Here is a 24388-nt window from a genome sequence, read left to right on the forward strand (position 1 = left end):
CGGATCCCACAAGGCCGAAGCGGCAGAAAGCCGGCAGGCCTCGCGAAGGGCCCCTGACTAACGGCTCAGAGGCCGCTTGGCAAGGCTGACGGGGACATTTTACGACCATTGTTCTGCGGCCGCCGGTCGGCCGGAGTTCACGGTCCCGGAGCCCTGGAACGAATGCACACGCCATGATGCCCCGAGAGACGGGTGGCTTGCGCGCCATCCCTGCAAAAAGGGGAGGAAACCAGCGGCCGGGCCGACGGACCGCCCCGTTGCCGCGCACCGGCTCAATGATGGGCCTGGTTCAGGCGCTGGCGCGCTCGGTCCAGAACGTCTGCAGCTCCACCGGCCGATCGGGAATCGTGATCCGGAAGGTGGCCCCCAGCGTGCCTTCCACCAGCTGGATGTCGCCGTCATGGGCCCGCACCAGCTCGGCCGCGATCGCAAGGCCGAGCCCCGAACCGCCCGGCCGGCCAGCGCCGCGGAAGGCCTCGAACAGATGCTCGCGGACCTTGGCCGGAACACCCGGGCCGGTGTCGGAGACCTCCAGGATGGTCACGGAGCCTTCCCGGCGACCGGTGATGCGGATCTGGCGGACGCCGACGTCACCGGAGAGGCTGTCCAAGGCCTGCGCTGCGTTGCGCACCAGGTTGAGCAGCACGCGGAACAATTGGTCCGGATCGGCATCGATCTTGAGCCCGCGCTCGATCGCGGCGACCCAGGTGATCGAGGCGTCCGGCGACAACCCGGCCGTCTCGCGCACCTCTGCGACCACGGGCTCGACGGCGACCAGGCGCCGATCGGGCGCCGGCTCCTGCACCTTGCCGTAGGACAGGGTCGATTGGCAGAACGCGATCGCCCGCTCCAGCGAACGCATCAGCTTCGGCGCGAAGCGCTGCACCCGCGGGTCGGGCACGCTGGCAAGCTGATCCGACAGCAATTGCGAGGAGGCGAGCAGGTTGCGCAGATCGTGATTGATCTTCGAAACTGCGAGACCGAGCGCGGCGAGCCGGCTCTTCTGATGCAGCATGGACACGAGATCGCGCTGCATGTCTGCGAGCTCGCGCTCAGCAACACCGATCTCGTCGGAGCGCGAGCTCGGCACGATGATGCGCGCAACGCTCTCGGGATTTTCGTGGAAGCCGACAAGGCTGGCTGTCAGGCGACGCATCGGCCGGACAAACAGGAAATGCAGGGCGAGATAGACCAATGCCGCGGTGAGAACGGCGAGCAACAATGACACGCCGAGCAGATTGCGGGAAAAACGATACATCGCCCGGCGCAGCGGCTTCTCGTCGGTGACGACCTCGATGAATTGCGCACGCCCGGGCGCAGGCCCGATCACGCGCATGGTGTGATCGCCGGTCTCAGTCATCATCTTCAGCGAGTTGACGATCGACGACCACACGGTCATGTCGCGCATGTCGAAATCATGATCGATCGACGCCGGCAGGTCGGCACTGGCAAGCAGGCGACGCTGCTGGCCCATCTTGATGGCGACGCCGCGGGCATTGATCGAGGTCAGGATCTGGCGCGCCAAGGAATCTGGAACCATACCGGAGGGGGCAGCATCGAGTACCAGCGCGGCGGTATTCGCGGCAGCCAGCCGATCGTTCAGGCGGTTGGTCCAGAAATTGGCGATGGCGGGCACATAGATCAGTACCTCCGCGATCATCACCAGCGGAATGGTTAACAGGAGCAACTTGCCGGACAAGCCGAGCCGGCGCGACCGTTTCGGCCGCAGACGCTCCAGGATCGGCTGGTTGTCGCTCTCTGACACGTGTCGTCCCTGTAAGAGGCACCCCCACCCTTACGTGACTGCAAGATGGGACTGCACCGGAGTCCGGTCAAATTACGGATCGCTCATGTTCCGGTCCGATCCATTCACAATGGAACCCGAAGCCATGCGATGTCCGATGAAGAAACCCCTTCGAGCGGGGGCTATTTTCGCGCATTTCCTGCGCTGTCGATATATCACTGAGCGGCGGCCTGCGCTTGCCCGGCACATTCTCGGGCAAATTCTAAAGACCTCGGAAAAGCCTTGCCGCGATTGACGAAGGCAGGACGCTCCCTTATAAGCCGCGCCAACCGTCCGCGATGACCCGGCTCGCCCGGGGCGGCTCGATCTGAGGGCCGCCAGCGGCCCGCTTGGGCCAGGAAGCATCACCGGACATCCTCGACATTTCAAGCAGGCAAATTGTCAACTGGCAAATTGCCCGTCAGCGGAGAACGACCGTGAAGCGGACTTATCAACCGAGCAAACTGGTGCGCAAGCGCCGTCACGGCTTCCGCGCTCGCCTCGCCACCACCGGCGGTCGCAAGGTTCTTGCCGCCCGTCGTGCACGTGGCCGCAAGCGTCTGAGCGCCTGAAGCCAGGGCCTCCGTCCCGGAGATTTCCATTATGGATCGGCTGCGGCAGCGGGCGGACTTTCTCGCCGTTGCCGATGGCGCGCGGGCGAACAGCCCTGCGTTCGTGGTTCAGCGCCGTGAGCGCGCGGACCAGGGCCCGGTCCGAATCGGCTTTACCGTCACCAAGAACAATGGCACCGCCACGGAGCGTAATCGCATCCGTCGGCGGCTGCGCGAGCTTGTGAAACGGCTCGATCCCCTGTCGATGCGGCCGCACAGCGATTATGTGCTGATCGGGCGCCGCGATGCGCTGTCGCGCGACTTCCAAACCATGCTCGACGACCTCCAGACGACCCTCCGCCGCCTCGACCGGCCGCAGGCCAAGCCGCAGCCGCGCAAACCGTCGGATGCGAACCGGCGCCATGCTCCCGCACCGGACGCGCATTCCCGCACACCGGATTGAACGACGAGACGATAAGAAAACGATGACCGACAATCGCAACACAATCCTCGCCGTCATTCTGTCCGGCCTCGTGCTGATCCTCTGGCAGGTCTTCTACAACGGACCGCAGATGGAGAAGCAGCGGGCGCAGGCCCAGATGCAGGCCGAGCTCGCCAAGAAGCAGGCGCCCGCGGTGCAGCCCGAAGCCACGCCGTCTGCCACCCCTCAGCCCAATGCCGCGGCCTCAGGCAGCCCGAGCGCACCGGGCGGCGCGGCGACCACGGCCACCGGCGTGGTGGCGCGTGACGCCGCCATCGCCGCCACGCCCCGCGTCAAGATCGACACCCCACGGCTGAGCGGCAGCATTTCGCTCAAGGGCGCGCGCATCGACGACCTGGCGTTCGTGCAATATCGCGAGACCGTCGATCCGAAGTCGCCCGCGATCGTGCTGTTCTCGCCGTCCAACACCGCCGAGCCCTATTACGCCGAGTTCGGCTGGGTCGGCGCGCCCGGCGCCAAGGTCCAGGTGCCCGACCAGAACACGGTGTGGCAGCAGGACGGCACCAACGCCCTGACGCCGACGACCCCGGTCAAGCTGAGCACCACCAATGCCGACGGCCTGACCTTCAAGCGCACCATCTCGGTCGACGAGCACTATCTTTTCACCATCAAGGATGAGGTCACCAACGCCGGCAGCGCGCCCGTCACGCTGTATCCCTTCGGCCTGATCTCGCGCCACGGCACGCCGCACGTGTCGGGCTACTACATCCTGCATGAAGGCCTGATCGGCTATCTCGGCGAGAAGGGACTGCAGGAATACACCTACAAGAAGATGGACGACGACAAGGCGGCGAAGTTCGACGTCACCAATGGCTGGCTCGGCATCACCGACAAATATTGGGCGACGGCGCTGCTGCCGATGACGGATGCCCGCCTGACGGCGAACTACTCGTCGAAGCTGGTCGACAACCAGCATCGTTACCAGACCGACTATGTCGAGACCCCGCAGACCGTGCCGGCCGGCGGCGCGGCCAGCGTTTCCACCCGGCTGTTCGCCGGTGCCAAGGAAGCCGGCGTGGTCGGCATCAACTTCCCGATCGGCGGGCTCGGCGGCTACAATCAGCAGCTCGGGCTGAACCATTTCGATCTTCTGATCGACTGGGGCTGGTTCTACTTCCTGACCAAGCCGATGTTCCTGGCGCTCGACTTCTTCTTCCGCTTCTTCGGCAATTTCGGCATCTCGATCCTGCTGGTGACGGTGCTGGTGAAGCTCCTGTTCTTCCCGCTCGCCAACAAGTCCTACGCGTCGATGGCGAAGATGAAGGCGATCCAGCCGCAGCTGCAGGCGCTCAAGGAGCGCTATCCGGACGACCGGATGAAGCAGCAGCAGGAGATGATGGAGATCTACAAGAAGGAGAAGATCAACCCGGTCGCCGGCTGTCTCCCGGTCGTGCTGCAGATCCCGGTGTTCTTCTCGCTCTACAAGGTGCTGTTCGTCACCATCGAGATGCGGCATGCGCCGTTCTATGGCTGGATCAAGGACCTCTCGGCGCCCGATCCGACCAATCTGTTCACGCTGTTCGGCCTGATCCCGTTTGATCCGACCCAGCTGCCCCTGTTCGGCCACTACCTGGCGCTCGGCATCTGGCCGATCATCATGGGCATCACCATGTGGGTGCAGATGAAGCTGAACCCGGCGCCGCCGGATCCGACCCAGGCGATGATCTTCAACTGGATGCCGATCATCTTCACCTTCATGCTCGCGGGCTTCCCGGCCGGTCTGGTGATCTACTGGGCCTGGAACAACACGCTGTCGGTGCTGCAGCAGGGCTTCATCATGCGCCGCAATGGCGTCAAGGTGGAGCTGTTCGACAACATCCGCGGCACGTTTAAAAAAAAAGCGGCGTGACGACGAGTAAGGCGGCTTGAGCCGCGGCCGTCATTGCGAGGAGCGCAGCGACGAAGCAATCCAGACTTCCCTTGTGACCCTGGATTGCTTCGCTTCGCTCGCAATGACGAGGCAAAAGCATTGATGACCACCAGCCACGACACCGACGAGCGCCTGATCGAGAAGGGCCGCAAGCTGTTCGCGCAGGCCTGGCGGTTCACCCATGCCTCGCCCTCGATCGCGAGCCTGCCGCCGATGTCCGGCCAGATCGAGATCGCCTTTGCCGGCCGCTCCAATGTCGGCAAGTCCAGCCTGATCAATGCGTTGACCGGCCAGAACGCGCTGGCACGGACGTCGCACACGCCGGGCCGCACGCAGGAGCTGATCTTCTTCGAGGGACCTGACTATGCGCCGCTGCGCCTGGTCGACATGCCCGGCTATGGCTACGCCGCCGCGGCCAAAACCAAGGTCGCGTCCTGGACCAAGCTGATCCACCAATTCCTGCTCGGCCGCGCCTCGCTTGCCCGCGTCTATGTGCTGATCGACGCCCGCCACGGCCTCAAGGAGGTCGATCAGGAGATCTTCAAGACGCTCGACCGGTCCGCGGTCAGCTATCAGCTGGTCCTGACCAAGGCCGACCAGGTCAAGCCGCCGGAGCTCGCCGCCCGCATCGCCGAGACCGAGGCCGCGCTGGCCAAGCATCCGGCGGCATTCCCGCAGGTGCTGGCGACGTCATCGCGCTCCGGAACGGGCATGCCGGAGCTGCGCGCCGCAATGGCGCGCCTGCTGGAGGAGCGCGGCGCATGACGCGGCTCTGGCGTCTCCTGATCGCACTGGCCGGGCTGATGGGTGCCACCGGCGTGGCGCTCGCGGCCAAGGCCGCGCATGATGCCGACGCATCCCGCCTCACCACCGCCTCCATGATGCTGCTGTTCCACGCCTGCGCTCTGCTCGGCACCGTCGCGCTGGCCGAGCGCGGCGTCATTCATCGGCGCATCGGGCTGATCGCGGCCCTCGGTTTCGCGCTCGGGCCGGCGCTTTTCGCCGGCGACCTGTTGATGCGACAGTTCGCCGGCGACCGGCTGTTTCCGTTTGCGGCGCCGATCGGCGGCAGCCTGCAAATTGCGAGCTGGATTGCGCTCGCGATCTGCGCGTTGTGGCCCCGGCGCGCCTGATCCGGCGCTTTGCGCAGCAGGCGGCAATCGGATAGAACGCGCGGCGACGCCCCGCTAGCCGAGATCCCCGACATGACCGACGCGACCACCATCAGCCCGCTCGATCAGGCCCGCATCCTGTCCGAGGCGCTCCCGCACATGCAGGAGTATGACGACGAGACCATCGTCATCAAATATGGCGGCCACGCCATGGGTGACGAGGACACCGCCAAGGCCTTCGCGCGCGACATCGTGCTGCTCGAGCAAACCGCGATCAACCCCGTGGTGGTGCATGGCGGCGGGCCGCAGATCGCGACCATGCTCAAACGCCTCGGCATCGTCTCCGAATTTGCCGCCGGTCTGCGCATCACCGACGCTGCGACGATCGAGATCGTCGAAATGGTGCTTGCCGGCTCGATCAACAAGCAGCTGGTCGGCTACATCAACGAAGCCGGCGGCAAGGCCGTCGGCCTCTGCGGCAAGGACGGCAACATGGTGCGCGCGGTCAAGGCCACACGCACCATGGTCGATCCGGACAGCCATATCGAGAAGGTGGTGGATCTCGGCTTCGTCGGCGAGCCCGACAAGGTCGACCTGACGCTGCTGAACCAGCTGATCGGCTACGAGCTGATCCCGATCCTTGCTCCGCTCGCGACCTCCAAGGAAGGTCAGACCTTCAATGTCAACGCCGACACCTTTGCCGGAGCGGTGGCCGGCGCGCTGAAGGCCAAGCGCCTGCTGCTGCTCACCGACGTGCCCGGCGTGCTCGACAAGTCGAAGAAGCTGATTCCGGAGCTGTCGGTAAAGGATGCGCGCAAGCTGATCGCCGACGGCACCATTTCCGGCGGCATGATCCCGAAGGTCGAGACCTGCATCTACGCGCTCGAGCAGGGGGTGCAGGGCGTCGTGATTCTCGACGGCAAGGTGCAGCACGCGGTGCTGCTCGAGCTGTTCACCAACCAGGGCACGGGCACGCTGATCCACAAGTGATGGGCAAGGCCGTCGCAACCTTGGAGATCGTCATGCCCGGGCTCGACCCGGGCATTCATGACTTTCCCTCCGATGGAGACAAACGCGTGGATGGTCGGGTCAAGCCAGGCCATGACGTCGGGGAGATTCGTTGGCAAGCGAAACCCCTCCGGACTCGCGTTGCGCTCGCCCTGGCCGTCATCCTCCCTCTTCTCACCTTCACCACGCCCGCCCGCGCCGACCTCAAGCTCTGCAATCGCATGAGCTACGTCGTCGAGGCTGCGATCGGCATCGATGAGAAGGCGGCGACGGCGACGCGGGGATGGTTCAGGCTCGATCCGGCCACCTGCCGCGTGGTGCTGCAGGGCGCGATGACCGCGGAGCGTATCCTGCTCCACGCGCGCGCGCTCAGCCTCTATGGCGCATCGCCGATCGCCGCAAACGGCAATGACCAGCTCTGCGTGGCAACGACCGACAATTTCGTGATCGCTGCCGCCCGGCAATGCCGTGCCGGGCAGACCCCGGCAGCGTTCACCCAGGTGACGCCGACAAAAAGCGATGACGGCAGCTTGACCGCCTATCTCGCCGAAAGCGCGGAATATGATGACGAGCAGGCCCGCCTCGCCGGCATCCAGCGTCTGCTCGGCATTGCCGGCTATGACGTGTCCCCGATCGACGGCGTCGACGGGCCGAAGACGCAAGCTGCACTCGCCGCGTTCCTGAAGAGTCGCGGGCTCTCGTCCGACATCGTCTCGCAGTCGACATTCTTCGCCACGATGGTCGACGCGGTTCAGACGCCCTCGCCCACCGGGCTTACTTGGTGCAACGACACGCCGCACAAGGTCATGGCGGCGGTCGCGACCGACGACGGCCGCACGGTGGTCAGCCGCGGCTGGTATCGCATCGACGCCGGCAAGTGCCTGCATCCCGACATTACCGGGCAGCCGAAGAAGGTCTACAGCTTCGCCGAGGCGGTCGATGACGAAAACCGCACCATCAAGCTGAAGAACAAGCCCCTGAACTGGGGCGGCCTCGTCCAGCTCTGCACCCGCGAGAACAAGTTCGAGACAACAGAGCAGGGCGACTGTCCGAGCCGCGGCTTCACCGCCACCGGCTTCACCGCGGTCGACATCACCCGCGGCGGCAAGACAATCAGATTCGCGCTGCCGTGATGATCATGTCGATCAGGCGCGCACTGCGGCCCCACACTCCGCTGTCATCCCCGCGAACGCCGGGATCCATAACCACCGGCCGTGGTGGAGGCGACCGGCATCAGCCATCCTGCCCCATGATAGATCACGCGGTATGGGTCCCGGGCTTCGCCGGGACGACGGCGGAATATGCCGCGCCAGCGGGGCATGATGAACCCAGGCATGATGGACCGAGGCAGACATGACGAAAGATCCCCGCAGCTTCGACCACGTCGACACCTGGGTGTTCGATCTCGACAACACGCTGTATCCGCACCACGTCAATCTCTGGCAGCAGGTCGACGCGCGAATCGGCGAGTTCGTGTCCAACTGGCTCAAGGTCGACGCGGACGAGGCGCGCCGCATCCAGAAGGACTACTACCGCCGCTACGGCACCACGATGCGCGGGATGATGACTGAGCATGGCGTGCATGCCGACGACTTCCTGGCCTATGTGCACAAGATCGACCACTCGCCGCTGGAGCCGAATCCGGACATGGGCGCGGCGATCGAGAAATTGCCCGGGCGCAAGCTGATCCTGACCAACGGTTCGGTCGATCATGTCGATGCGGTGCTGTCACGGCTCGGCATCGCCGGCCATTTCCACGGCGTGTTCGACATCATCGCCGCCGAGCTGACGCCAAAACCCGCGCGCGAGACCTATGACAAATTCCTCGAGCTGCACGCCGTCGATCCGACCCGTGCAGCCATGTTCGAGGACCTTGCCCGCAATCTCGTGGTCCCGCACGACCTCGGCATGACCACGGTGCTGGTGGTGCCCGACGGCACCAAGGAAGTGGTGCGCGAGGACTGGGAGCTGTCGGGTCGGGACGATCCGCATGTCGACCACGTCACGGATGACCTGACCGGATTCTTGCAGCGGCTGGTGGCTACATAGCCGACCGTCGTCCCGGACCAGCGGTGGGTGTGCCTTGACTCCCCTGCCCCAAACTCCGAAAAAGCCGCCTTGCCCTCCATACTCGTACACGTCCGTCCCGGTCGGCCCGGGACCAAGCGAGGATCGACCGATGTCATTGTCCGCCCTGGAATCCACCATCAACAGCGCCTTCGATGCCCGTGATGGCGTCTCGACCACGACCAAGGGCGAGATCCGCGACGCCGTGGAGAGTGCGCTGGAGCTGCTCGACAAGGGCGAGGCGCGCGTCGCCGAGCGCGGCACGGACGGCACATGGAGCGTCAACCAGTGGCTGAAGAAGGCCGTGCTGCTGTCCTTCCGCCTCAACGACATGAGCGTCATTCCGGGCGGCCCCGGCCAGGCGTCATGGTGGGACAAGGTGCCGTCGAAATTCGAAGGCTGGGGCGAGAACCGCTTCCGCGAGGCCGGCTTCCGCGCGGTGCCTGGCGCGATCGTGCGCCGCTCGGCCTTCATCGCCAAGAACGTCGTGCTGATGCCGTCTTTCGTCAATCTCGGCGCCTATGTCGACGAGGCCACCATGGTCGATACCTGGTCGACAGTCGGCTCCTGCGCCCAGATCGGCAAGCGCGTCCATATCTCCGGTGGTGTCGGCATTGGCGGCGTGCTGGAGCCGCTGCAGGCCGGCCCCGTGATCATCGAGGATGATTGCTTCATCGGTGCACGATCAGAGGTTGCGGAGGGCGTCGTCGTCCGGAAGGGCGCAGTGCTCGCGATGGGCGTCTTCCTGGGCGCCTCGACCAAGGTCATCGACCGCGAGACCGGCGAGACTTTCGTCGGCGAGGTGCCGGAATATGCCGTCGTGGTACCGGGCGCGCTGCCGGGTAAGCCGATGAAGAACGGCCAGATCGGCCCGTCCACCGCCTGCGCCGTCATCGTCAAGCGCGTCGACGAGCGCACCCGCTCCAAGACCTCGATCAACGAACTGCTGCGCGACTGATCGTCCTGGCCCGGGCGGCGCACTAGCCGCCGCCCGAAAGCCCGTGTTAAGCGGAGGGCATGACCGATGCCCTCACCATCACCCGCGATCTGATCCGCTGCCCCTCCGTGACCCCCGCCGATGCCGGGGCGCTCGGTGTGCTCGAAGCCCTGCTGAAACAGGCCGGCTTCACGACCCACCGCATCACCTTTTCGGAAGCAGGCACGGCCGACATCGACAATCTCTACGCTCGCATCGGCACCGAGGGTCCGCACATCACCTTCGCCGGCCATACCGACGTGGTCCCGCCCGGTGACGAAGCGGCCTGGAGCCTTCCGGCGTTCTCGGGCGAGGTGAGGGACGGCTATATCTACGGCCGCGGCGCGGTCGACATGAAGGGCGGCATCGCCTGCAGCGTCGCCGCCGCGCTGGATTATCTGCGCGATCACGACGGGCAGCCGAAAGGCTCGATCTCGTTCCTGATCACCGGCGACGAGGAGGACGTCTCGATCAACGGCACCATCAAGCTGTTACAATGGGCGGCCGAGCGCGGCGAAAAATTCGACCATTGCGTGCTCGGCGAGCCGTCGAACCAGGAGGTCATGGGCGACTGCATCAAGATCGGCCGCCGCGGCTCGCAGTCCGGCACGCTGATCGTCGAGGGCAGGCAGGGCCACGTCGCCTATCCGCACCGCGCCGAGAATCCGGTGCCCGACATCTCTCGCCTGATCGTCGCGCTGTCGGACGAACCGTTGGATCACGGCAGTGCGCAATTCCAGCCGTCGAACCTCGAATTCACCAGCGTCGATGTCGGAAACACGGCATCCAACGTCATCCCGGGCCTGGCACGCGCGAAGTTCAACATCCGCTACAATGACTGTCACACGCAGGACTCGCTGCGGGCGCTGGTCGAGGAACGGCTGGCCAAGGCCTGCGGAAACCGCATCCGCGCCCATATCGACTGGCTGCCGTCGAACTCCAAAGTGTTCCTGACCAAGCCGGGGCCATTCACCGACCTCGCCGTCGCCGCCATCGAGAGCGTGACCGGACGCAAGCCGGAGCTCTCCACGACCGGCGGCACCTCGGATGCGCGCTTCATTGCGAGCTATTGCCCGGTCATCGAGTTCGGCCTGGTCGGGCAGACCATGCACCAGATCGACGAGCGCGCTTCCGTCGCGGATATCGCCACCCTGACGAAGATCTATCGCGGCATTCTCGATCGCTATTTCGCCTGAGCGGCACCCCTGACAGAGGTCAGGCTGCCTTCACCTCGGCCAAAAACTGATCGACCTCGCGGCGCAGGTCCGTGGCCTGCCCGGCCAGGCTCGCCGCGGAGTCGAGCAGCGATCGCGCCGATCCACGGGTATCCGCAGCCGCAGCGCTTACCAGCGCAATCGATGACGAGACGTCGTTGGTGCCGCTGGCCGTCTGCTGCACGCTGCGGGCAATCTCCCGCGTCGTGGCGCTCTGCTCGGCCACCGCGCTTGCCACCGCGCCCGTGACACCACTGATCGTATTGACGACGGCCGCGATCTTCTCGATCGCGGCAACGGTGCTGCCCGTCTCGTTCTGGATCGCGGCGATCTGGCTCTCGATCTCCTCGGTCGCCTTGCTGGTCTGCGATGCCAGGCTCTTCACCTCGGAGGCAACCACGGCAAAGCCCTTGCCGGCCTCGCCAGCGCGTGCCGATTCGATCGTGGCGTTGAGCGCGAGCAGATTGGTCTGCGAAGCGATGGCGCGGATCAGCTGCACGACGTCGCCGATGCGCGTTGCGCTGCCGGCAAGCGTGCGCACCTTGTCGGTGGTGTCGAGCGCCTGACTGGTCGCATTCGACGATTCCGACGCCGCTTCCGCAATCTGCCGGGTAATCTCCTTCATCGAATGATCCAGCTCCTCCGAGGCTGCGGCCACGGTATTGACGCCGGCCGTTGCCTGCGCTGCCGCATCGGCCACTGCAGTGGCACGGGAGGCCGTGGCGCTGGCGGAGCCGTCCAGGGCTTCGGCTGACTGCTTCAGGCCGCTGGCGGCATCGCTGAGGCGGCCGCACAGCGTATCGATGACCTCGCCGAACCGGCCGGTGAGCGCCTCGATCTTCTGCCGGCGCGCGTCGCGACGGGCTTCGGCATCGGCGCCCTGAAGCGCGAGCCGATCAGCCTCGGCAGACTTCTCCTGGAGCACGCCGATCGCGTTGGCGAGCGTGCCGACCTCGTCCGTCCGGTCGCGATAGGCGATCGTCACGTCGCGCTCACCGCTGGCGATGCGTCCGATCAACTCGGTCAGATAAGACAGCGGCTTGATCACCCGGCCATTGAACCAGACGGTGCCGAGCGCGGCAGCCGCCACGTTGATCAGCAGCAGGGCCAGCGCGAGCACGAAGCGCGTCTGCGACTCGGCGATGGCGAGATCGCCCTGACGGAGCGCCTCGGCAATCGCCGCATCGCGCAGCGGCAGGATCGTGTCGAGGATCGGGAACATCGAGCGCAGAAACTGATCGGGATCGAGCTCGAGGACCTTGCCGCGGTTCGGCGCGACCTGGGACGCATAGAACTCGCCGCCACGCGCCCAATAGCCGCTTTCCACCTGCGACAAGGCTGCGAAGATCGGTTTCTGATCGATCTCCGCCGCCGCGAGCTTGGCCGCCGACCAGATCCGCTCGATCCGCCCCTTGAACATGGCCAGAGCCTCGGCCGGCTCACCGGACATCGGCTGCTTGGTCGCGATCATGCGGATGAAGGTCGTGGTGGCGCGACCAGCCCAATCGCGCATGTCCCACCCGATCACGGCGAGCCTGGCCGACTGGCCGACCGCGGGGTTTGCCGAATTGATCCGGCGGACGATGCCTTCGACATGGCTGCCGGTCGTCTCCTGAATCGCGAACATCTGCGGCACGTAATCGCGGACAATGGCTTCGGATCGCGCGGCCTTCGGCTGCGCGACTGCATCGAGCGCGGAACTGCGCAACGCGCGCAGCTTCTGCTGGATCGAATCCAGCGCGGCGGAGTCTTCGCTCAACTGCACGAGGCTTCGCGCCTTGGCGAACGCTTCATCCGAGCCCTGGAGGATCTTCTGCAGCGAAGCGAGCTCGTCGGCGGTCGCCGGATTGGGCGAGGCCAACCGCGGATTGACCATAGCACGCTCGAGATTCAACTTCTCCGGCAGCCGCAGCATGGCAGCCAGCAGCTGCGCATCACGTCCTGCTGTCCTCGCAGCTTGCAGGGAGGCCAGCTGCTGCCAGGCAAACAGCGCGGTGGCGAGCAGGCCGATGACGGCCCCGAGCAACAGAGAAAGCAGGAAGACTTGGCGAATGCGCACGACGGACCTCGCTGAACAGCAACTCAAGGCCCGGATAACAGCCAGGATTTCAATTTGGAGTTAAGAAACCATGCATTGCGACGCAAAACAGCAACTAATTAGGATAGTCATTCGCAACTAACAGCACCAAGGTTCCACTTGGGACTGCTTCAATAATCCACCTTGACCAGGTACAGCCCTTCCGGGGGCGCCACGACACCGCAGGCGGCGCGGTTGCGCGCGGCCAGCGCGGCGGCGAGATCATCGGCGCTCCAGCGGCCCTGCCCGACCCATACCAGCGATCCCACCATCGAGCGCACCTGGCTGTGCAGATAGGAGCGAGCCGAGGTCAGGATGGTCACCGCGTCCCCGTCCCTGACGACATCGAGCTGATCGAGCGTCTTCTCGGGCGATTTCGCCTGACATTCTGTGTCACGGAACGTGGTGAAGTCGTGCCTGCCGATCAGCCTCTGTGCAGCGGCATGCATCGCATCGGAATCAAGCCGCTGCGGCACACGCCAGACACGCCCGACCTCGAGCGCGAGATTGGAGCGCCGATTGACGATCCGATAGCGATAGTGCCGCTTACGGGCCGAGAAGCGTGCCTCGAACGTATCGGAAACGATCTCGGCCTCAAGCACCGCGACCGGGTTCGGCCGCAGATGCGCGTTGAGCGCATCGCGCAATTTGTCGGGCCGGAAGTCCTTGGCAATGTCGCAATGCGCGACCTGGCCGGTGGCGTGGACGCCGGCATCCGTGCGGCCTGACCCGTGCACGCGGGTCGGCACGCCACAGGTCGCCTGCACCGCCGCCTCCAGCGCGCCCTGCACCGACGGTAGCGTCTCCTGCAGCTGCCAGCCGCAGAATGGCGTGCCGTCATATTCGATAGTGAGCTTGTAGCGGGGCATCGCCTGGATCGAGTTTTGCTGTCGTTGCCGGGCTTGACCCGGCAATCCATCCAACAAGGACGTTTGTTCGCGAGATGGATGCGCGGGTCAAGCCCGCGCATGACGCGTTGGGGACGTCAACCGAAGCGCAGGCCCGGAGCGACGCGGGTGCCGCGCAGGAAATCCGCGGCCTTCATCGGGCCCTTGCCGGCGCGCTGCAGCTCGGTGACACGGACGGCGCCGTCGGCGCAGGCGATGGTGAGCTGCTCGTTGATCACAGCGCCCGGTTCGCCCCTGCCATCGGCCAGCGCGCAGCGCAGGATCTTCAAGCGCACGGCTTCACCGTCGAGCGTGACCTCACTCCACGCCCCCGGAAATGGCGACAGGCCGTGGATGTGGCGCAATACCGCGTTGGCAGGCTTGCTCCAGTCGATCCGCGCCTCGGCCTTCTCGATCTTGGCTGCGTAGGTGACGCCCGCATCGGCTTGCTTCGTCAGCGTGAGCCCGCCGCGCTCCAGCGCAGCCATGGCGCGCACCATCAGGTCGGCGCCGATCCGCGCCAGCTGGTCGTGCAGGTCGGACGCGGTCATCGCATCGGTGATCGGCAGGCGCTCGGCCATCGCGACGTCGCCGGTGTCGAGCCCGACATCCATCTTCATCACCATGACCCCGGTTTCGGCGTCACCAGCCATGATGGCGCGGTTGATCGGCGCGGCGCCGCGCCAGCGCGGCAGCAGCGAGGCATGGAGGTTGTAGCAGCCGAGCTTGGGCGCATCGAGAATCGCCTGAGGCAGGATCATGCCATAGGCCACGACCACAGCTGCATCGGCCTGATGGGCGCGAAACGCGGTCAGGGCCTCCTCGGTCTTCAGCGTCTTCGGCGTGACCACGGGAATTCCGAGCCTTCGCGCCTCGGTCTCGATCGGCGTCGGCACCAGGGCCAGGCCGCGACGGCCGCCGGGCTTCGGCGCGCGCGTATACACAGCCGCGATCTCGTGGCCGTGGCCGGCGAGCTCAAGCAGGGTGGGCACGGCGAAATCCGGCGTGCCCATGAAGATCAGGCGAAGGGGCATCGGGTGGAAGATCCTGCATTGCCGAATCCTCCGCGTCATGGCCGGGCTTGTCCCGGCCATCCACGTCTGAACGCCAACGCGAGAGGCAAGACGTGGATGCGCGGGTCAAGCCCGGGCATGACGGAGGACAGAGTTCGTCGATCACTCGCCCGCGCGTTTGGCGGCCTTGGTGAACTTCTTCAGAACGCGGTCACGCTTGAGCTTCGACAGATAGTCGATGAACAGCACGCCGTTGAGATGGTCGATCTCGTGCTGGATGCAGGTGGCGTACAGTCCCTCGGCATCCTCCTCGCGCAGCACGCCGTCGAGATCGGTGAAGCGGACGCGGACCCGCGCCGGCCGCTCGACCTCCTCGTAATATTCGGGGATCGACAGGCAGCCTTCCTCATAGATCGAGAGCTCGTCGGACTTGGCGATGATCTCGGGATTGATGAAGACCCGCGGCTCACGCTTGGTCTCGCCACCGGCATCCGGCTTGGCCAGATCCATGGTGATGACGCGCAGCGGCTGCGCAACCTGGATGGCCGCGAGCCCGATACCGGGGGCGTCGTACATCGTCTGGAACATGTCGTCGACCAACTGCCGGATCTCCGGCGTGACCTTCTCGACAGGCTTGGAGACCAGCCGCAACTGCTTGTCCGGCAGGATGATGATTTCTCGTAGGGACATGGCGCGCGATTTAAGCCCCGGAACAGGCCCGGTCAATGTGACGGTGCGTGGTTAAGACATCGCTAACCATGAAATTCAACGCCTCGTTAACCATAGATCTTAAGCCGATCTTAACCATGAATGTTCTCTATTCGTTCGCAGGCTTATGCGAATCGGATAGACGGGGGTGATGACCGCCAGCCAATCGCTCAATCCTGTCATCGTGATGATCGGCGACCTTCCGCTGCGCGCCAGTGACGCGCTGATCGGATTCGGCGTGCTGGTGCTGCTGCTGCTCGTGATGATCGTGGCAGCCGTCGCCCGGTCCAGCCGCCGCGGCGGCGAGTTTGCCGCACAGCAGGCGAGTCGCACCGACGAGCTCGAACAGCGGTTCAGCGAGATGATCCGGGTCCAGAGCGAAGCGTCCGGCCGGGTCGATGCCATGGCGCAACTGCTCGCCGGCCGGCAGGTGGACCTGGCCCGCAGCGTCAACGAGCGCCTTGATGCCGTCACCCATCGCGTCGGCCAGTCGATGGAGCAGAGCACACGCCACACCATGGATTCCTTGCGCGTGCTGCATGAGCGGCTGGGCATCATCGACAATGCCCATCGCGACCTCAGCGAGCTGACCACGCAGGTGTCCACATTGCGCGACGTGCTCGCCAACAAGCAGTCGCGCGGCGCCTTCGGCCAGGCGCGCATGGAGGCGATCGTGCAGGACGGGCTGCCCAAGGGCAGCTACGCCTTCCAATACACGCTCGCCAGCGGCAAGCGGCCGGACTGCGTCGTGTTCCTGCCCGATGCGCGCCCGCTGTGCATCGACGCCAAGTTTCCATTGGAAGCCGTCACGGCGCTGCATGATGCAGAGACGGAGGAGGAGAAGCGCGCCGCCGCCCAGCGGCTGCGCAGCGACGTGCTGCGGCACGTCAACGACATTGCCGAGAAGTATCTCGTCGTCGGCGAGACGCAGGATACGGCGCTGATGTTCGTGCCCTCAGAGTCGGTTTATGCCGAGATCCATGACGGCTTCGACGACGTCATCCAGAAGGCCTATCGCGCCCGCGTGGTGCTGGTGTCGCCGTCACTGCTGATGCTGGCGATCCAGGTGATGCAGCAGATCATGAAGGATGCGCGCATCCGCGATGCCGCCGACCAGATCCGCAACGAGGTGATCCATCTCGGCGACGATCTCGGCCGCCTGCGCGAGCGCGTGCTCAAGCTGCAAAAGCATTTTGGCGATGTCGGCGAGGATATCCGCCAGATCCTGATCTCCGCCGACAAGATCGAGAAGCGCGCCGCCCGCATCGAGGAGCTGGATTTCAGCAAGCAGGATGCACCGGTGGAATCGCCGCGGATTGCGCCTGCTGTCGGGACGACGCCGGACCTGTTTCCGCTGGCAGGGCGCATACAGGCGGGAGAGTGACCGAAGTCTCTGTGTTGTCCGAGACAGCCATCCAGGCAAGACGGTCGTCGCTTGGCTTGACCGGGCGCTCCAATATTCCAGAGACGTCCGATGGGCGCGCGTTCCTACTACGTGGACATCCTGGCAAGCCGCATTGGCGGTACGTTCTACATCGGCGTGACCAACGATCTGATCCGCCGGGTGGCACAGCACAAGGCAAAGCTGATCGAGAGCTTCACTGAGAAATACGACGTCGTGCGCCTTGTCTACTTCGAGCAGTTCGACGATGCAGCAAATGCCATTCTACGTGAAAAGCGGCTCAAGAAATGGAATCGAACCTGGAAGATCCGGCTGATCGAAGAGAACAACCCAAACTGGAATGATCTCTATCCCGGGATCGCTGGAGGTTCATTCTAAGACCGTCATGCCCGCGCAGGCGGGCATCCAGTACGCCGAGACGGCCCTGAGACCCGAGAAGCCGGTGGCTACTGGATCGTCCACTTTCGCGGACGATGACGACTTAAACATGGCTCCAGCGGGGCAAAACAGCATACGGCATTTCCCCAAATCTGCTACGACCTGCTCATGACCGCACCCGACGCGACATCCGACCTTACGGCGAACGCCGCAAAGCCCGACACCAAGCCCGCCCCCACCTGGCGCGAGAGCATGGCGGTCTATTTGCAGCCGCGTGTTCTCGTCGTGCTCTTCCTCGGCTTTTCCTCGGGCCTGCCGCTGGCGTTGTCCGGCTCGACGCTGCAGATCTGGATGCGCGATCTCGGCGTCGATCTCGGCACGATCGGACTGTTCGCCCTTGTCGGCACGCCCTACACGCTGAAATTCCTATGGGCGCCGCTGGTGGACGCGCTGCACGTGCCGCTGCTGACGCGCGCGTTCGGCCGTCGACGCGGCTGGCTGGTGTTCGCGCAACTGCTGTTGATCGGCGCCATCCTGCTGCTGGCACTGACGGACCCGGCGCGCGCGCCGTTCATGGTGGCGCTGGCCGCCGTGCTGGTGGCCGCGATGTCGTCGACCCAGGACATCGTGGTCGATGCCTTCCGCGTCGAGAGCCTGCCGGAGAGCGAGCAGGCAGCTGGCATGGCGGCCTATGTGGCGGCCTACCGCATCGGCATGCTGGTCTCGACCGCTGGCGCGCTGGTGGTGGTCAGTGCCTTTGAAACCAGCGGGCTGCCGCGGCCGGCGTCCTGGATGTGGGGCTATGTCGTGATGGCCGCGCTCGTTCTGATCGGCACGATCACGGCGCTGGCCGCGACCGAGCCGGCGCAGTCGAAGCTGGCGGAAGCGGAAATGGGCGCGGACACCGCGCTCACCCGCGTGATGCATGCGGCCGCCGGCGCCTTCGTGGAGTTCCTCGGCCGGCGCGATGCGCTCGCGGCGCTCGCCTTCGTCGTGCTGTTCAAGTTCACGGACGCCTTTTCCGGCACGATGACCGCGCCGTTCGTGATCGATCTCGGCTTCAGCAAGGTCGACTACGCCGCGATCGTGAAGGGCGTCGGCCTTGCCGCGACTCTCGCCGGCGGCTTTGCCGGCGGCTTCGTCGCCCGCCGCTATGCGCTCGCGACAAGTCTCTGGATCGGCGGCGTGGTGCAGGCGTTGGCCAATCTGTCGTTCTCATGGCTCGCGATCGTCGGCGTCAATCAATGGGCGCTGGCGCTGGCGATCTCCGCGGAAAACTTCACCAGCGCGATCGGCACCGTGATCTTCGTCGCCTATCTCTCGGCGCTCTGCAAGAACCCGCTGCACACCGCGACTCAATATGCGCTGCTCACCGCGCTCGCCGCCGTCGGGCGCACCTATCTGTCATCGGGTGCAGGCTATGTGGCGAAGGCCACAGGATGGCCGCTGTTCTTCGTGATCTGCGTGCTGGTCGCGATCCCGAGCCTCGTGCTGCTTGCCTGGCTGCAGCGCCGAGGGCATTTCGCGGCGCTGGGCCCGGCCAAGGTCTGAGCGCGGCAGTCACCCCTCCGGCGAAGCGGCATCATCCTGCGGCGACTGCTGAACACTGGACGTGCCGGCAGACTGCCGCTCGTCGGTCTGCGGACGGAATGGCGTTCGGCCCATCCAGGGTTGGACCTCAAGGTGCTGCAGCCAATCCTTGACGGTCGGAATCCAGCCCAGATCATCCTTGACGTGCTGCTCTCCGATCGTCCTGACGGGAACGACTTTGCCGACGCTGTTGGTCAGGGTCGCACCAAAGATCGCCTCGCACAGGAAGATCCCTTCGCTGTGGTGACGCAGGGCGCGGTGGCGGACGTCAGCGAGATGCGCCTTGCTCTCGTCGAACCAGTCGTGGATCGCCTGATAGTCGGCCGGCTCGCCACCGAACAGGCGGGCGGAACGAACCGCATGGTGATAAGGATGCGCCATGGCCGCCTCTACCCGGCGATCGTGATGTTCTGCACGACCGGATCGGCATTGCCGTCATCGATGATGGTGCAGGCTTCGAGATCCACCCAGAACGCGCCATACATGCAATATTCGCCGGTGCCGAAACCTCTGCCGAGCAGCAGCATGGCCCACTCCTCGACCAATTGATCGGAAACGACGTCGCGCAACTCAGCGAGCTTCTGGTGCTTGAAAATTGCCGCGGATTGAGAGCGGGCTTCGATCGCGGGCAGCTGATCATGGACGCCCATCGCGAGAAGCCGCGCGGCCAGCGCATCGAGGTCGAGACGATCCCCGCTTTCGCTCTCGTAGTGATCGAGCCAGGAAAATCCTTCGTCGTTGCCGCCATCGTAGCGACAATACGCCCGCTTGGCGCCGGCAGCCCGCAGCGGCGGCACGAGCGTCGCGAACAGCAGCTGCCGCCGCCGCTCGTGGTCCCGGATCACCCGGCTTTGCGGCGTCCGCCGTCCGAGCAGACGATCGAGAATGCTCCGCCTTTGCGGCTCGACTGCCCCAGGAGATGCGGTGCTCTCGCTGGCAGGCGGCTGCAGTGAAAACCGGACCGGCTCCTGCGGCCCGCCATATTCGGGAGCAGGCAAATAAACAAAATCGCTGACGCGCGGATCCGGTGCATCGGATCCATCCTCCGGCCATTCGATGTCAGATTGATCGTGGATGAACGGCATCGTCCTCTCTCCTCGGCGGCTCGGCCCGGCAGACTTGGCGGTCAATGCGAGGAGAGGCACTCATCGCGTAAAAACGATGGCCGAGCGAGGATCGCGCAGATCACCGCTTCACCAGGCTCCACTTCGTGACGACCGCTTCGCTCATCTGACCCGCGTCCTGGGCACAGGCGATCTCGTCGACCTTCACGGCGATCTGCTTGCCGAGCAGGCCCTTGAGCTGCGAGGCCTGCGCATTGTTGGCGGTGACGAGCTGGAACGTCTCGGGGCCGGTCTCGAGATTGCACAGCCCGCTCGGCGGCGGCAGGCGGCGCGGCTCGCTGGTGATCTGATACGCAGCGGACGGCTGCCCGGGCTTGGCACTCTTGATCTTCAGCGCGTTCAGCTCACCGGACAGGACGTCGCCGGCATTGAGTGGCCTGCCGGCCTTCTGCGGCACTTCACCCTGCTGCGCCAGCACGGACGGCGCCGAGAGCGCCACCAGAATCGCGCCCAAAGCCAGCCGTTTGCCGAATCCGCGTTTCGTCATCATTCCACTTCCGTCTGTGCTTAGAACAGGGTGCGCTGCCGCATCGCGGCCGAGAGCGTGCCTTCGTCGAGATAATCGAGCTCGCCGCCGACCGGCACGCCATGCGCCAGTCGCGTGACCTTGACGTTCGCCTCCTGCAGGAGGTCGGTGATGTAGTGCGCGGTGGTCTGGCCATCGACCGTCGCGTTCAGTGCGAGGATGATCTCGGACACCTCCGGCGCATGCGCGCGCTGCACCAGCGCGTCGATGGTGAGATCCTGCGGGCCGACACCGTCGAGCGGCGACAAAGTGCCGCCGAGCACGTGATAGCGGCCGTTGCTTGCCTTCGCACGCTCCAGCGCCCAGAGATCGGCGACATCAGCGACGACCACGATCATCGCGGGATCACGCCGCGGGTCGGTGCACACCGTGCACGGACTTTGGGTGTCGATGTTGCCGCAGGTCTTGCAGACCTGGATGCGCTCGATCGCGACCTGCATCGCCGAGGCGAGCGGCACCATCAGCGCCTCGCGCTTCTTGATCAGATGCAGCGCGGCACGCCGTGCCGAGCGCGGCCCGAGCCCGGGCAGGCGCGCAAGCAGCTGGATCAGACGCTCGATTTCAGGACCGGCGACGGCCATCAGTTCACGACGATCATGAACGGACTAACCGAAGCCGAAGCCCGGCGGTAGGCCGAGCTTGCCGGTGATGGCCTGCATCTTTTCCTGCATCGCCGCTTCCGCCTTGCGGCGCGCATCGCCATGCGCGGTGACCAGGAGATCCTCCAGGATCTCGGCCTCGTCGGGCTTCAAGAGCGACGGATCAATCTTGATGCCCTTCACTTCCATCTTGGCGGTCATACGCACGGCGACCAGGCCACCACCGGAGATGCCCTCGACCTCCAGGCTGCCGAGTTCCTCCTGCATCGCCTGCATCTTCGATTGCAGCTGCGCCGCCTGTTTCATCATGCCGAGAAAGTCAGCCATCGGAGCACCTCGTTATCAGCCTAGAAATCATCATCATCGTCGGACTCGTCTGGCGGCTCGACAGCACTGGCGTCCGATTCGGGCGGCTCGTGGGCGAGCCGACGCACTTCGATCACCTTGGTACCTGGGAACCGCGCCAGGATCTCCTGGACGCGCGGATCGGCTTCTGCCGCCGCCTCACGCTCGCTCTTGGCGCGCAGATTCTGCTCGCGCAAGGTCGGCTGTCCCGCTTCGTTCGACACGATCACGGTCCAGCGCCGGCCGGTCCAGTCCTCCAGCTTGCGCCCGAGGTCCGAGACAAGCGAGCGCTGCGCCGTCCGTTCCAGCGCGATCTCCAGCCGTCCATCCTCGAAGCGGACCAGCCGGACATCCATCTCGAGCGCGCTCTTGGTGATCAGGTCGCGATTCTTGCCGGCGAGCGCGACGAGTTCCTGGAAGCTCGCCAGGCGCAACGCGGACTGATTCTGCTGGACCGGCGATGGCTGCGACGACATCGCCTGCGGCCGCATGCCACCGCCCACCGCGGCCAAGGTCGGCCCTTGCGCACGCGGCGCCTGCATCGGCGCCGAACTCATCACCGGCGGAGCTCCTGCACTCATGCTCGGGGCAGGCGCAGGACGCGCCCCACCGCCATGGGTGACGACAGGCGATCCGCCACCATTCTGCTCGATCATGCGAATGGCTTCGTCCGGCGTCGGCAGATCGGCTGCGTAGGCGATCCTCACCAGCACCATCTCGGCGGCTGCAGCGGGGCGTGTTGCGCCTTGCGTTTCCGCAATGCCCTTGAGCAGCATCTGCCACATCCGCGACAGCACGCGCATCGACAGCTTGGTGGCGAAATCGCGCGCGCGGAGCCGTTCGGTCTCGCTGAAGGCGACGTTGTCGGCGGTGGCTGGCACGACCTTCACGCGGGTGACGAAGTTCACGAACTCGGCCAGATCGGATAGCACCACGACGGGATCGGCGCCGACGTCGTACTGTTCGCGGAATTCCTTGAAGGCGGCGGCGATGTCGCCGCTGGCGAGATGATGAAACAGGTCGATGACGCGGGTGCGGTCGGCGAGCCCCAGCATCTGCCGGACATCGTCGGCACGGACCTCGCCGGCGCTGTGAGCAATCGCCTGATCGAGCAGCGACAGCGAATCGCGCACCGAGCCTTCGGCGGCGCGCGCGATGATGCCCAGCGCTTCCGGCTCGATCGTCACGCCTTCCTTGGTCGCGATCCCGGCGAGATGCTTCATCAGCACGTCGGCCTCGACGCGGCGCAGGTCGAAGCGCTGGCAGCGCGACAGCACCGTCACCGGCACCTTGCGGATCTCGGTCGTGGCGAACACGAATTTGGCGTGTTCCGGCGGCTCCTCCAGCGTCTTCAGGAAGGCGTTGAACGCCGCCGTCGACAGCATGTGGACTTCGTCGATGATATAGACCTTATAGCGCGCGCTGGCCGGCGCATAACGGACGCTGTCATTAATCTGGCGGACATCGTCGACGCCGGTATGGGACGCCGCGTCCATCTCCAGGATGTCCATGTGCCGGCTTTCCATGATCGCCTGGCAATGGGTGCCGAGCACCGGCATGTGGATGGTCGGCCCCTTCACCGAACCATCAGGCAGCTCGTAATTCAGGGCGCGGGCCAGGATGCGGGCCGTGGTGGTCTTGCCGACGCCGCGAACGCCGGTGAGGATCCAGGCCTGCGGAATGCGGCCGGTCTCGAACGCATTCGAGACCGTGCGCACCACGGCCTCCTGGCCGATCAGATCCGCGAAGCTGGAGGGGCGGTATTTGCGCGCCAGAACCCGGTAGGGCTTGGCGGGAGCGTCGGCGCTGTCGGGCGGAACAGGTGGGGCGCCAGCGTCAGTCATCGAGCGATCCGCAAGTGAGTATTCCGGGCCGGCATCGATCGCGATCGTCGACGCAATCAGCCTCGACGCAATCAACCGGAGTGCGGTCGAGCGCCCGCCCTGCGCGGGGTCCCCGCCATCTTTGCGCGATTCGCTCGAGAAAACAGGTAGGAGACTGACGAGCGACCCGATCCGGACCTCGTTAGGGCTGCTTCCTTCCGGACCTGACCCGGTTGGCGAGTGGCTCGTCCACCGCCAATCTCCCGCTGCCTATTTGGGGCCAAACCGTCCGGAAAGCAAGCGCGAGCTTCGCCGGCCCGCTCCCTCGCCCCCGCGGGCTTGTGCCGCAGCTCGGAAAGGCTTTAGGTGCCGTCAAAGCTCCCCGCCAGACCGCCTGCCAGGAACCCGCCGCATGCCCGAATCAGCCTGGTCGCTGCATCCGCAACTTGCGAAGGATACGATCGATATCGGCGACCTGCCGCTGTCGCGCGTGCTGGTGATCAAGGACGCCAACTATCCCTGGCTATTGCTGGTGCCGCGCCGCGAGGGCGCGGTCGAGATCATCGATCTTGACGAGGTCGCCCAGGCGCAGCTGATGACCGAGATCACGCGGGTCTCGCGGGCGGTCAAGGAGATCACGAAGTGCGACAAGCTCAACGTGGCGGCCCTCGGCAACATGGTGCCGCAACTGCACATCCATATCATCGCACGCCGGACCGGCGACGTGGCCTGGCCGCGCCCGGTCTGGGGCGTCGCGCCGCCCCTGCCTCATGATGCGCAGGAGGTTCAGCAGTTCATCAGCGCAGTCAGGCGCAAGATCTGGTTAGGGTGAG

General features: G+C 65.3%; 25 protein-coding genes and 1 other RNA gene. 14 read left to right on the top strand and 12 right to left on the bottom strand.

Going from position 1 to position 24388, the window contains the following annotated elements; translation table 11 throughout:
• Window positions 1–289: 289 nt before the first annotated feature.
• On the bottom strand, window positions 290–1765 hold the full coding sequence (locus tag BBTA_RS34260) for a sensor histidine kinase (RefSeq protein ID WP_012047090.1): 1476 nt from the start codon (window positions 1763–1765) through the stop codon (window positions 290–292).
• Window positions 1766–2220: 455 nt separating this feature from the next.
• Between BBTA_RS34260 and rpmH the strand changes: the two genes are divergently transcribed.
• The 10 genes from rpmH to dapE all read left to right on the top strand — a co-directional run bounded on the left by rpmH (window position 2221) and on the right by dapE (window position 11065).
• Window positions 2221–2355, top strand: a complete 135-nt coding sequence (gene rpmH, locus BBTA_RS39330; RefSeq protein WP_006609582.1) for a 50S ribosomal protein L34 — start codon at window positions 2221–2223, stop codon at window positions 2353–2355.
• Between the two features lie 31 nt (window positions 2356–2386).
• On the top strand, window positions 2387–2797 hold the full coding sequence (rnpA, locus tag BBTA_RS34270; protein WP_012047092.1) for a ribonuclease P protein component: 411 nt from the start codon (window positions 2387–2389) through the stop codon (window positions 2795–2797).
• Between the two features lie 22 nt (window positions 2798–2819).
• Complete coding sequence (yidC, locus tag BBTA_RS34275; RefSeq protein ID WP_012047093.1) at window positions 2820–4685, top strand: membrane protein insertase YidC; 1866 nt, start codon at window positions 2820–2822, stop codon at window positions 4683–4685.
• 123 nt (window positions 4686–4808) lie between these two features.
• Window positions 4809–5471, top strand: coding sequence for a ribosome biogenesis GTP-binding protein YihA/YsxC (gene yihA, locus BBTA_RS34280; protein WP_012047094.1), 663 nt, complete (start codon window positions 4809–4811; stop codon window positions 5469–5471).
• The gene (locus BBTA_RS34285; protein ID WP_012047095.1) at window positions 5468–5839 is read left to right on the top strand and encodes a DUF423 domain-containing protein; all 372 of its coding nucleotides are present in this window, start codon (window positions 5468–5470) and stop codon (window positions 5837–5839) included. Before yihA ends, BBTA_RS34285 begins: the two co-directional genes overlap by 4 nt.
• Window positions 5840–5911: 72 nt before the next feature.
• Window positions 5912–6808, top strand: a complete 897-nt coding sequence (gene argB / locus BBTA_RS34290) for an acetylglutamate kinase (protein ID WP_012047096.1) — start codon at window positions 5912–5914, stop codon at window positions 6806–6808.
• 86 nt (window positions 6809–6894) lie between these two features.
• Window positions 6895–7959 (top strand): DUF1036 domain-containing protein, encoded by a 1065-nt coding sequence (locus BBTA_RS34295; RefSeq protein WP_041751747.1) that lies wholly within the window; start codon window positions 6895–6897, stop codon window positions 7957–7959.
• 220 nt (window positions 7960–8179) lie between these two features.
• The gene (locus BBTA_RS34300; RefSeq protein WP_012047098.1) at window positions 8180–8875 is read left to right on the top strand and encodes a pyrimidine 5'-nucleotidase; all 696 of its coding nucleotides are present in this window, start codon (window positions 8180–8182) and stop codon (window positions 8873–8875) included.
• Window positions 8876–9005: 130 nt separating this feature from the next.
• The gene (gene dapD, locus BBTA_RS34305; protein WP_012047099.1) at window positions 9006–9851 is read left to right on the top strand and encodes a 2,3,4,5-tetrahydropyridine-2,6-dicarboxylate N-succinyltransferase; all 846 of its coding nucleotides are present in this window, start codon (window positions 9006–9008) and stop codon (window positions 9849–9851) included.
• Between the two features lie 59 nt (window positions 9852–9910).
• Window positions 9911–11065, top strand: a complete 1155-nt coding sequence (dapE, locus tag BBTA_RS34310; RefSeq protein ID WP_012047100.1) for a succinyl-diaminopimelate desuccinylase — start codon at window positions 9911–9913, stop codon at window positions 11063–11065.
• Between the two features lie 19 nt (window positions 11066–11084).
• On the opposite strand, the gene BBTA_RS34315 is transcribed toward dapE, so the two are convergent.
• The 4 genes from BBTA_RS34315 to def form a co-directional block, all read right to left on the bottom strand.
• Window positions 11085–13142 carry a methyl-accepting chemotaxis protein gene (locus BBTA_RS34315; protein ID WP_012047101.1) on the bottom strand — a complete coding sequence of 686 codons (2058 nt, stop codon included), beginning with the start codon at window positions 13140–13142 and terminating at the stop codon, window positions 11085–11087.
• Between the two features lie 149 nt (window positions 13143–13291).
• Window positions 13292–14029, bottom strand: a complete 738-nt coding sequence (truA, locus tag BBTA_RS34320) for a tRNA pseudouridine(38-40) synthase TruA (protein ID WP_012047102.1) — start codon at window positions 14027–14029, stop codon at window positions 13292–13294.
• 116 nt (window positions 14030–14145) lie between these two features.
• Window positions 14146–15081: a methionyl-tRNA formyltransferase gene (gene fmt, locus BBTA_RS34325; RefSeq protein WP_012047103.1), complete on the bottom strand. Its 936-nt coding sequence runs from the start codon at window positions 15079–15081 to the stop codon at window positions 14146–14148.
• 141 nt (window positions 15082–15222) lie between these two features.
• Window positions 15223–15750 (bottom strand): peptide deformylase, encoded by a 528-nt coding sequence (def, locus tag BBTA_RS34330; protein ID WP_012047104.1) that lies wholly within the window; start codon window positions 15748–15750, stop codon window positions 15223–15225.
• 169 nt (window positions 15751–15919) lie between these two features.
• Here def and BBTA_RS34335 point away from each other — a divergent pair, with 169 nt between their 5' ends.
• The 3 genes from BBTA_RS34335 (at window position 15920) to BBTA_RS34345 (ending at window position 19099) form a co-directional block, all read left to right on the top strand.
• The gene (locus tag BBTA_RS34335; protein WP_012047105.1) at window positions 15920–17152 is read left to right on the top strand and encodes a DNA recombination protein RmuC; all 1233 of its coding nucleotides are present in this window, start codon (window positions 15920–15922) and stop codon (window positions 17150–17152) included.
• A gap of 90 nt (window positions 17153–17242) precedes the next feature.
• On the top strand, window positions 17243–17548 hold the full coding sequence (locus BBTA_RS34340) for a GIY-YIG nuclease family protein (RefSeq protein ID WP_012047106.1): 306 nt from the start codon (window positions 17243–17245) through the stop codon (window positions 17546–17548).
• A gap of 168 nt (window positions 17549–17716) precedes the next feature.
• Window positions 17717–19099 carry an MFS transporter gene (locus BBTA_RS34345; RefSeq protein ID WP_012047107.1) on the top strand — a complete coding sequence of 461 codons (1383 nt, stop codon included), beginning with the start codon at window positions 17717–17719 and terminating at the stop codon, window positions 19097–19099.
• A gap of 9 nt (window positions 19100–19108) precedes the next feature.
• Here BBTA_RS34345 and BBTA_RS34350 read toward each other — a convergent pair whose 3' ends face one another.
• The 7 genes from BBTA_RS34350 to ffs form a co-directional block, all read right to left on the bottom strand.
• Complete coding sequence (locus tag BBTA_RS34350; RefSeq protein ID WP_012047108.1) at window positions 19109–19519, bottom strand: hypothetical protein; 411 nt, start codon at window positions 19517–19519, stop codon at window positions 19109–19111.
• An 8-nt stretch (window positions 19520–19527) separates the two neighbouring features.
• Window positions 19528–20223: a hypothetical protein gene (locus BBTA_RS34355; RefSeq protein ID WP_041751077.1), complete on the bottom strand. Its 696-nt coding sequence runs from the start codon at window positions 20221–20223 to the stop codon at window positions 19528–19530.
• Window positions 20224–20323: 100 nt separating this feature from the next.
• Window positions 20324–20749 carry a hypothetical protein gene (locus BBTA_RS34360; RefSeq protein WP_012047110.1) on the bottom strand — a complete coding sequence of 142 codons (426 nt, stop codon included), beginning with the start codon at window positions 20747–20749 and terminating at the stop codon, window positions 20324–20326.
• A 20-nt stretch (window positions 20750–20769) separates the two neighbouring features.
• Window positions 20770–21369: a recombination mediator RecR gene (gene recR / locus BBTA_RS34365; protein WP_012047111.1), complete on the bottom strand. Its 600-nt coding sequence runs from the start codon at window positions 21367–21369 to the stop codon at window positions 20770–20772.
• Between the two features lie 24 nt (window positions 21370–21393).
• Window positions 21394–21714 carry a YbaB/EbfC family nucleoid-associated protein gene (locus BBTA_RS34370; protein ID WP_012047112.1) on the bottom strand — a complete coding sequence of 107 codons (321 nt, stop codon included), beginning with the start codon at window positions 21712–21714 and terminating at the stop codon, window positions 21394–21396.
• Window positions 21715–21734: 20 nt separating this feature from the next.
• Complete coding sequence (locus BBTA_RS34375) at window positions 21735–23576, bottom strand: DNA polymerase III subunit gamma/tau (RefSeq protein ID WP_012047113.1); 1842 nt, start codon at window positions 23574–23576, stop codon at window positions 21735–21737.
• A 146-nt stretch (window positions 23577–23722) separates the two neighbouring features.
• An RNA gene (ffs, locus tag BBTA_RS38420) (signal recognition particle sRNA small type) lies at window positions 23723–23819 on the bottom strand.
• A 148-nt stretch (window positions 23820–23967) separates the two neighbouring features.
• On the opposite strand from ffs, the gene BBTA_RS34380 reads away from it, so the two are divergent.
• Window positions 23968–24387, top strand: a complete 420-nt coding sequence (locus BBTA_RS34380) for an HIT domain-containing protein (protein WP_012047114.1) — start codon at window positions 23968–23970, stop codon at window positions 24385–24387.
• The last annotated feature ends 1 nt before the right edge of the window (window position 24388 follow it).

Source organism: Bradyrhizobium sp. BTAi1 (assembly GCF_000015165.1).
GTDB classification, from domain to species: domain Bacteria; phylum Pseudomonadota; class Alphaproteobacteria; order Rhizobiales; family Xanthobacteraceae; genus Bradyrhizobium; species Bradyrhizobium denitrificans.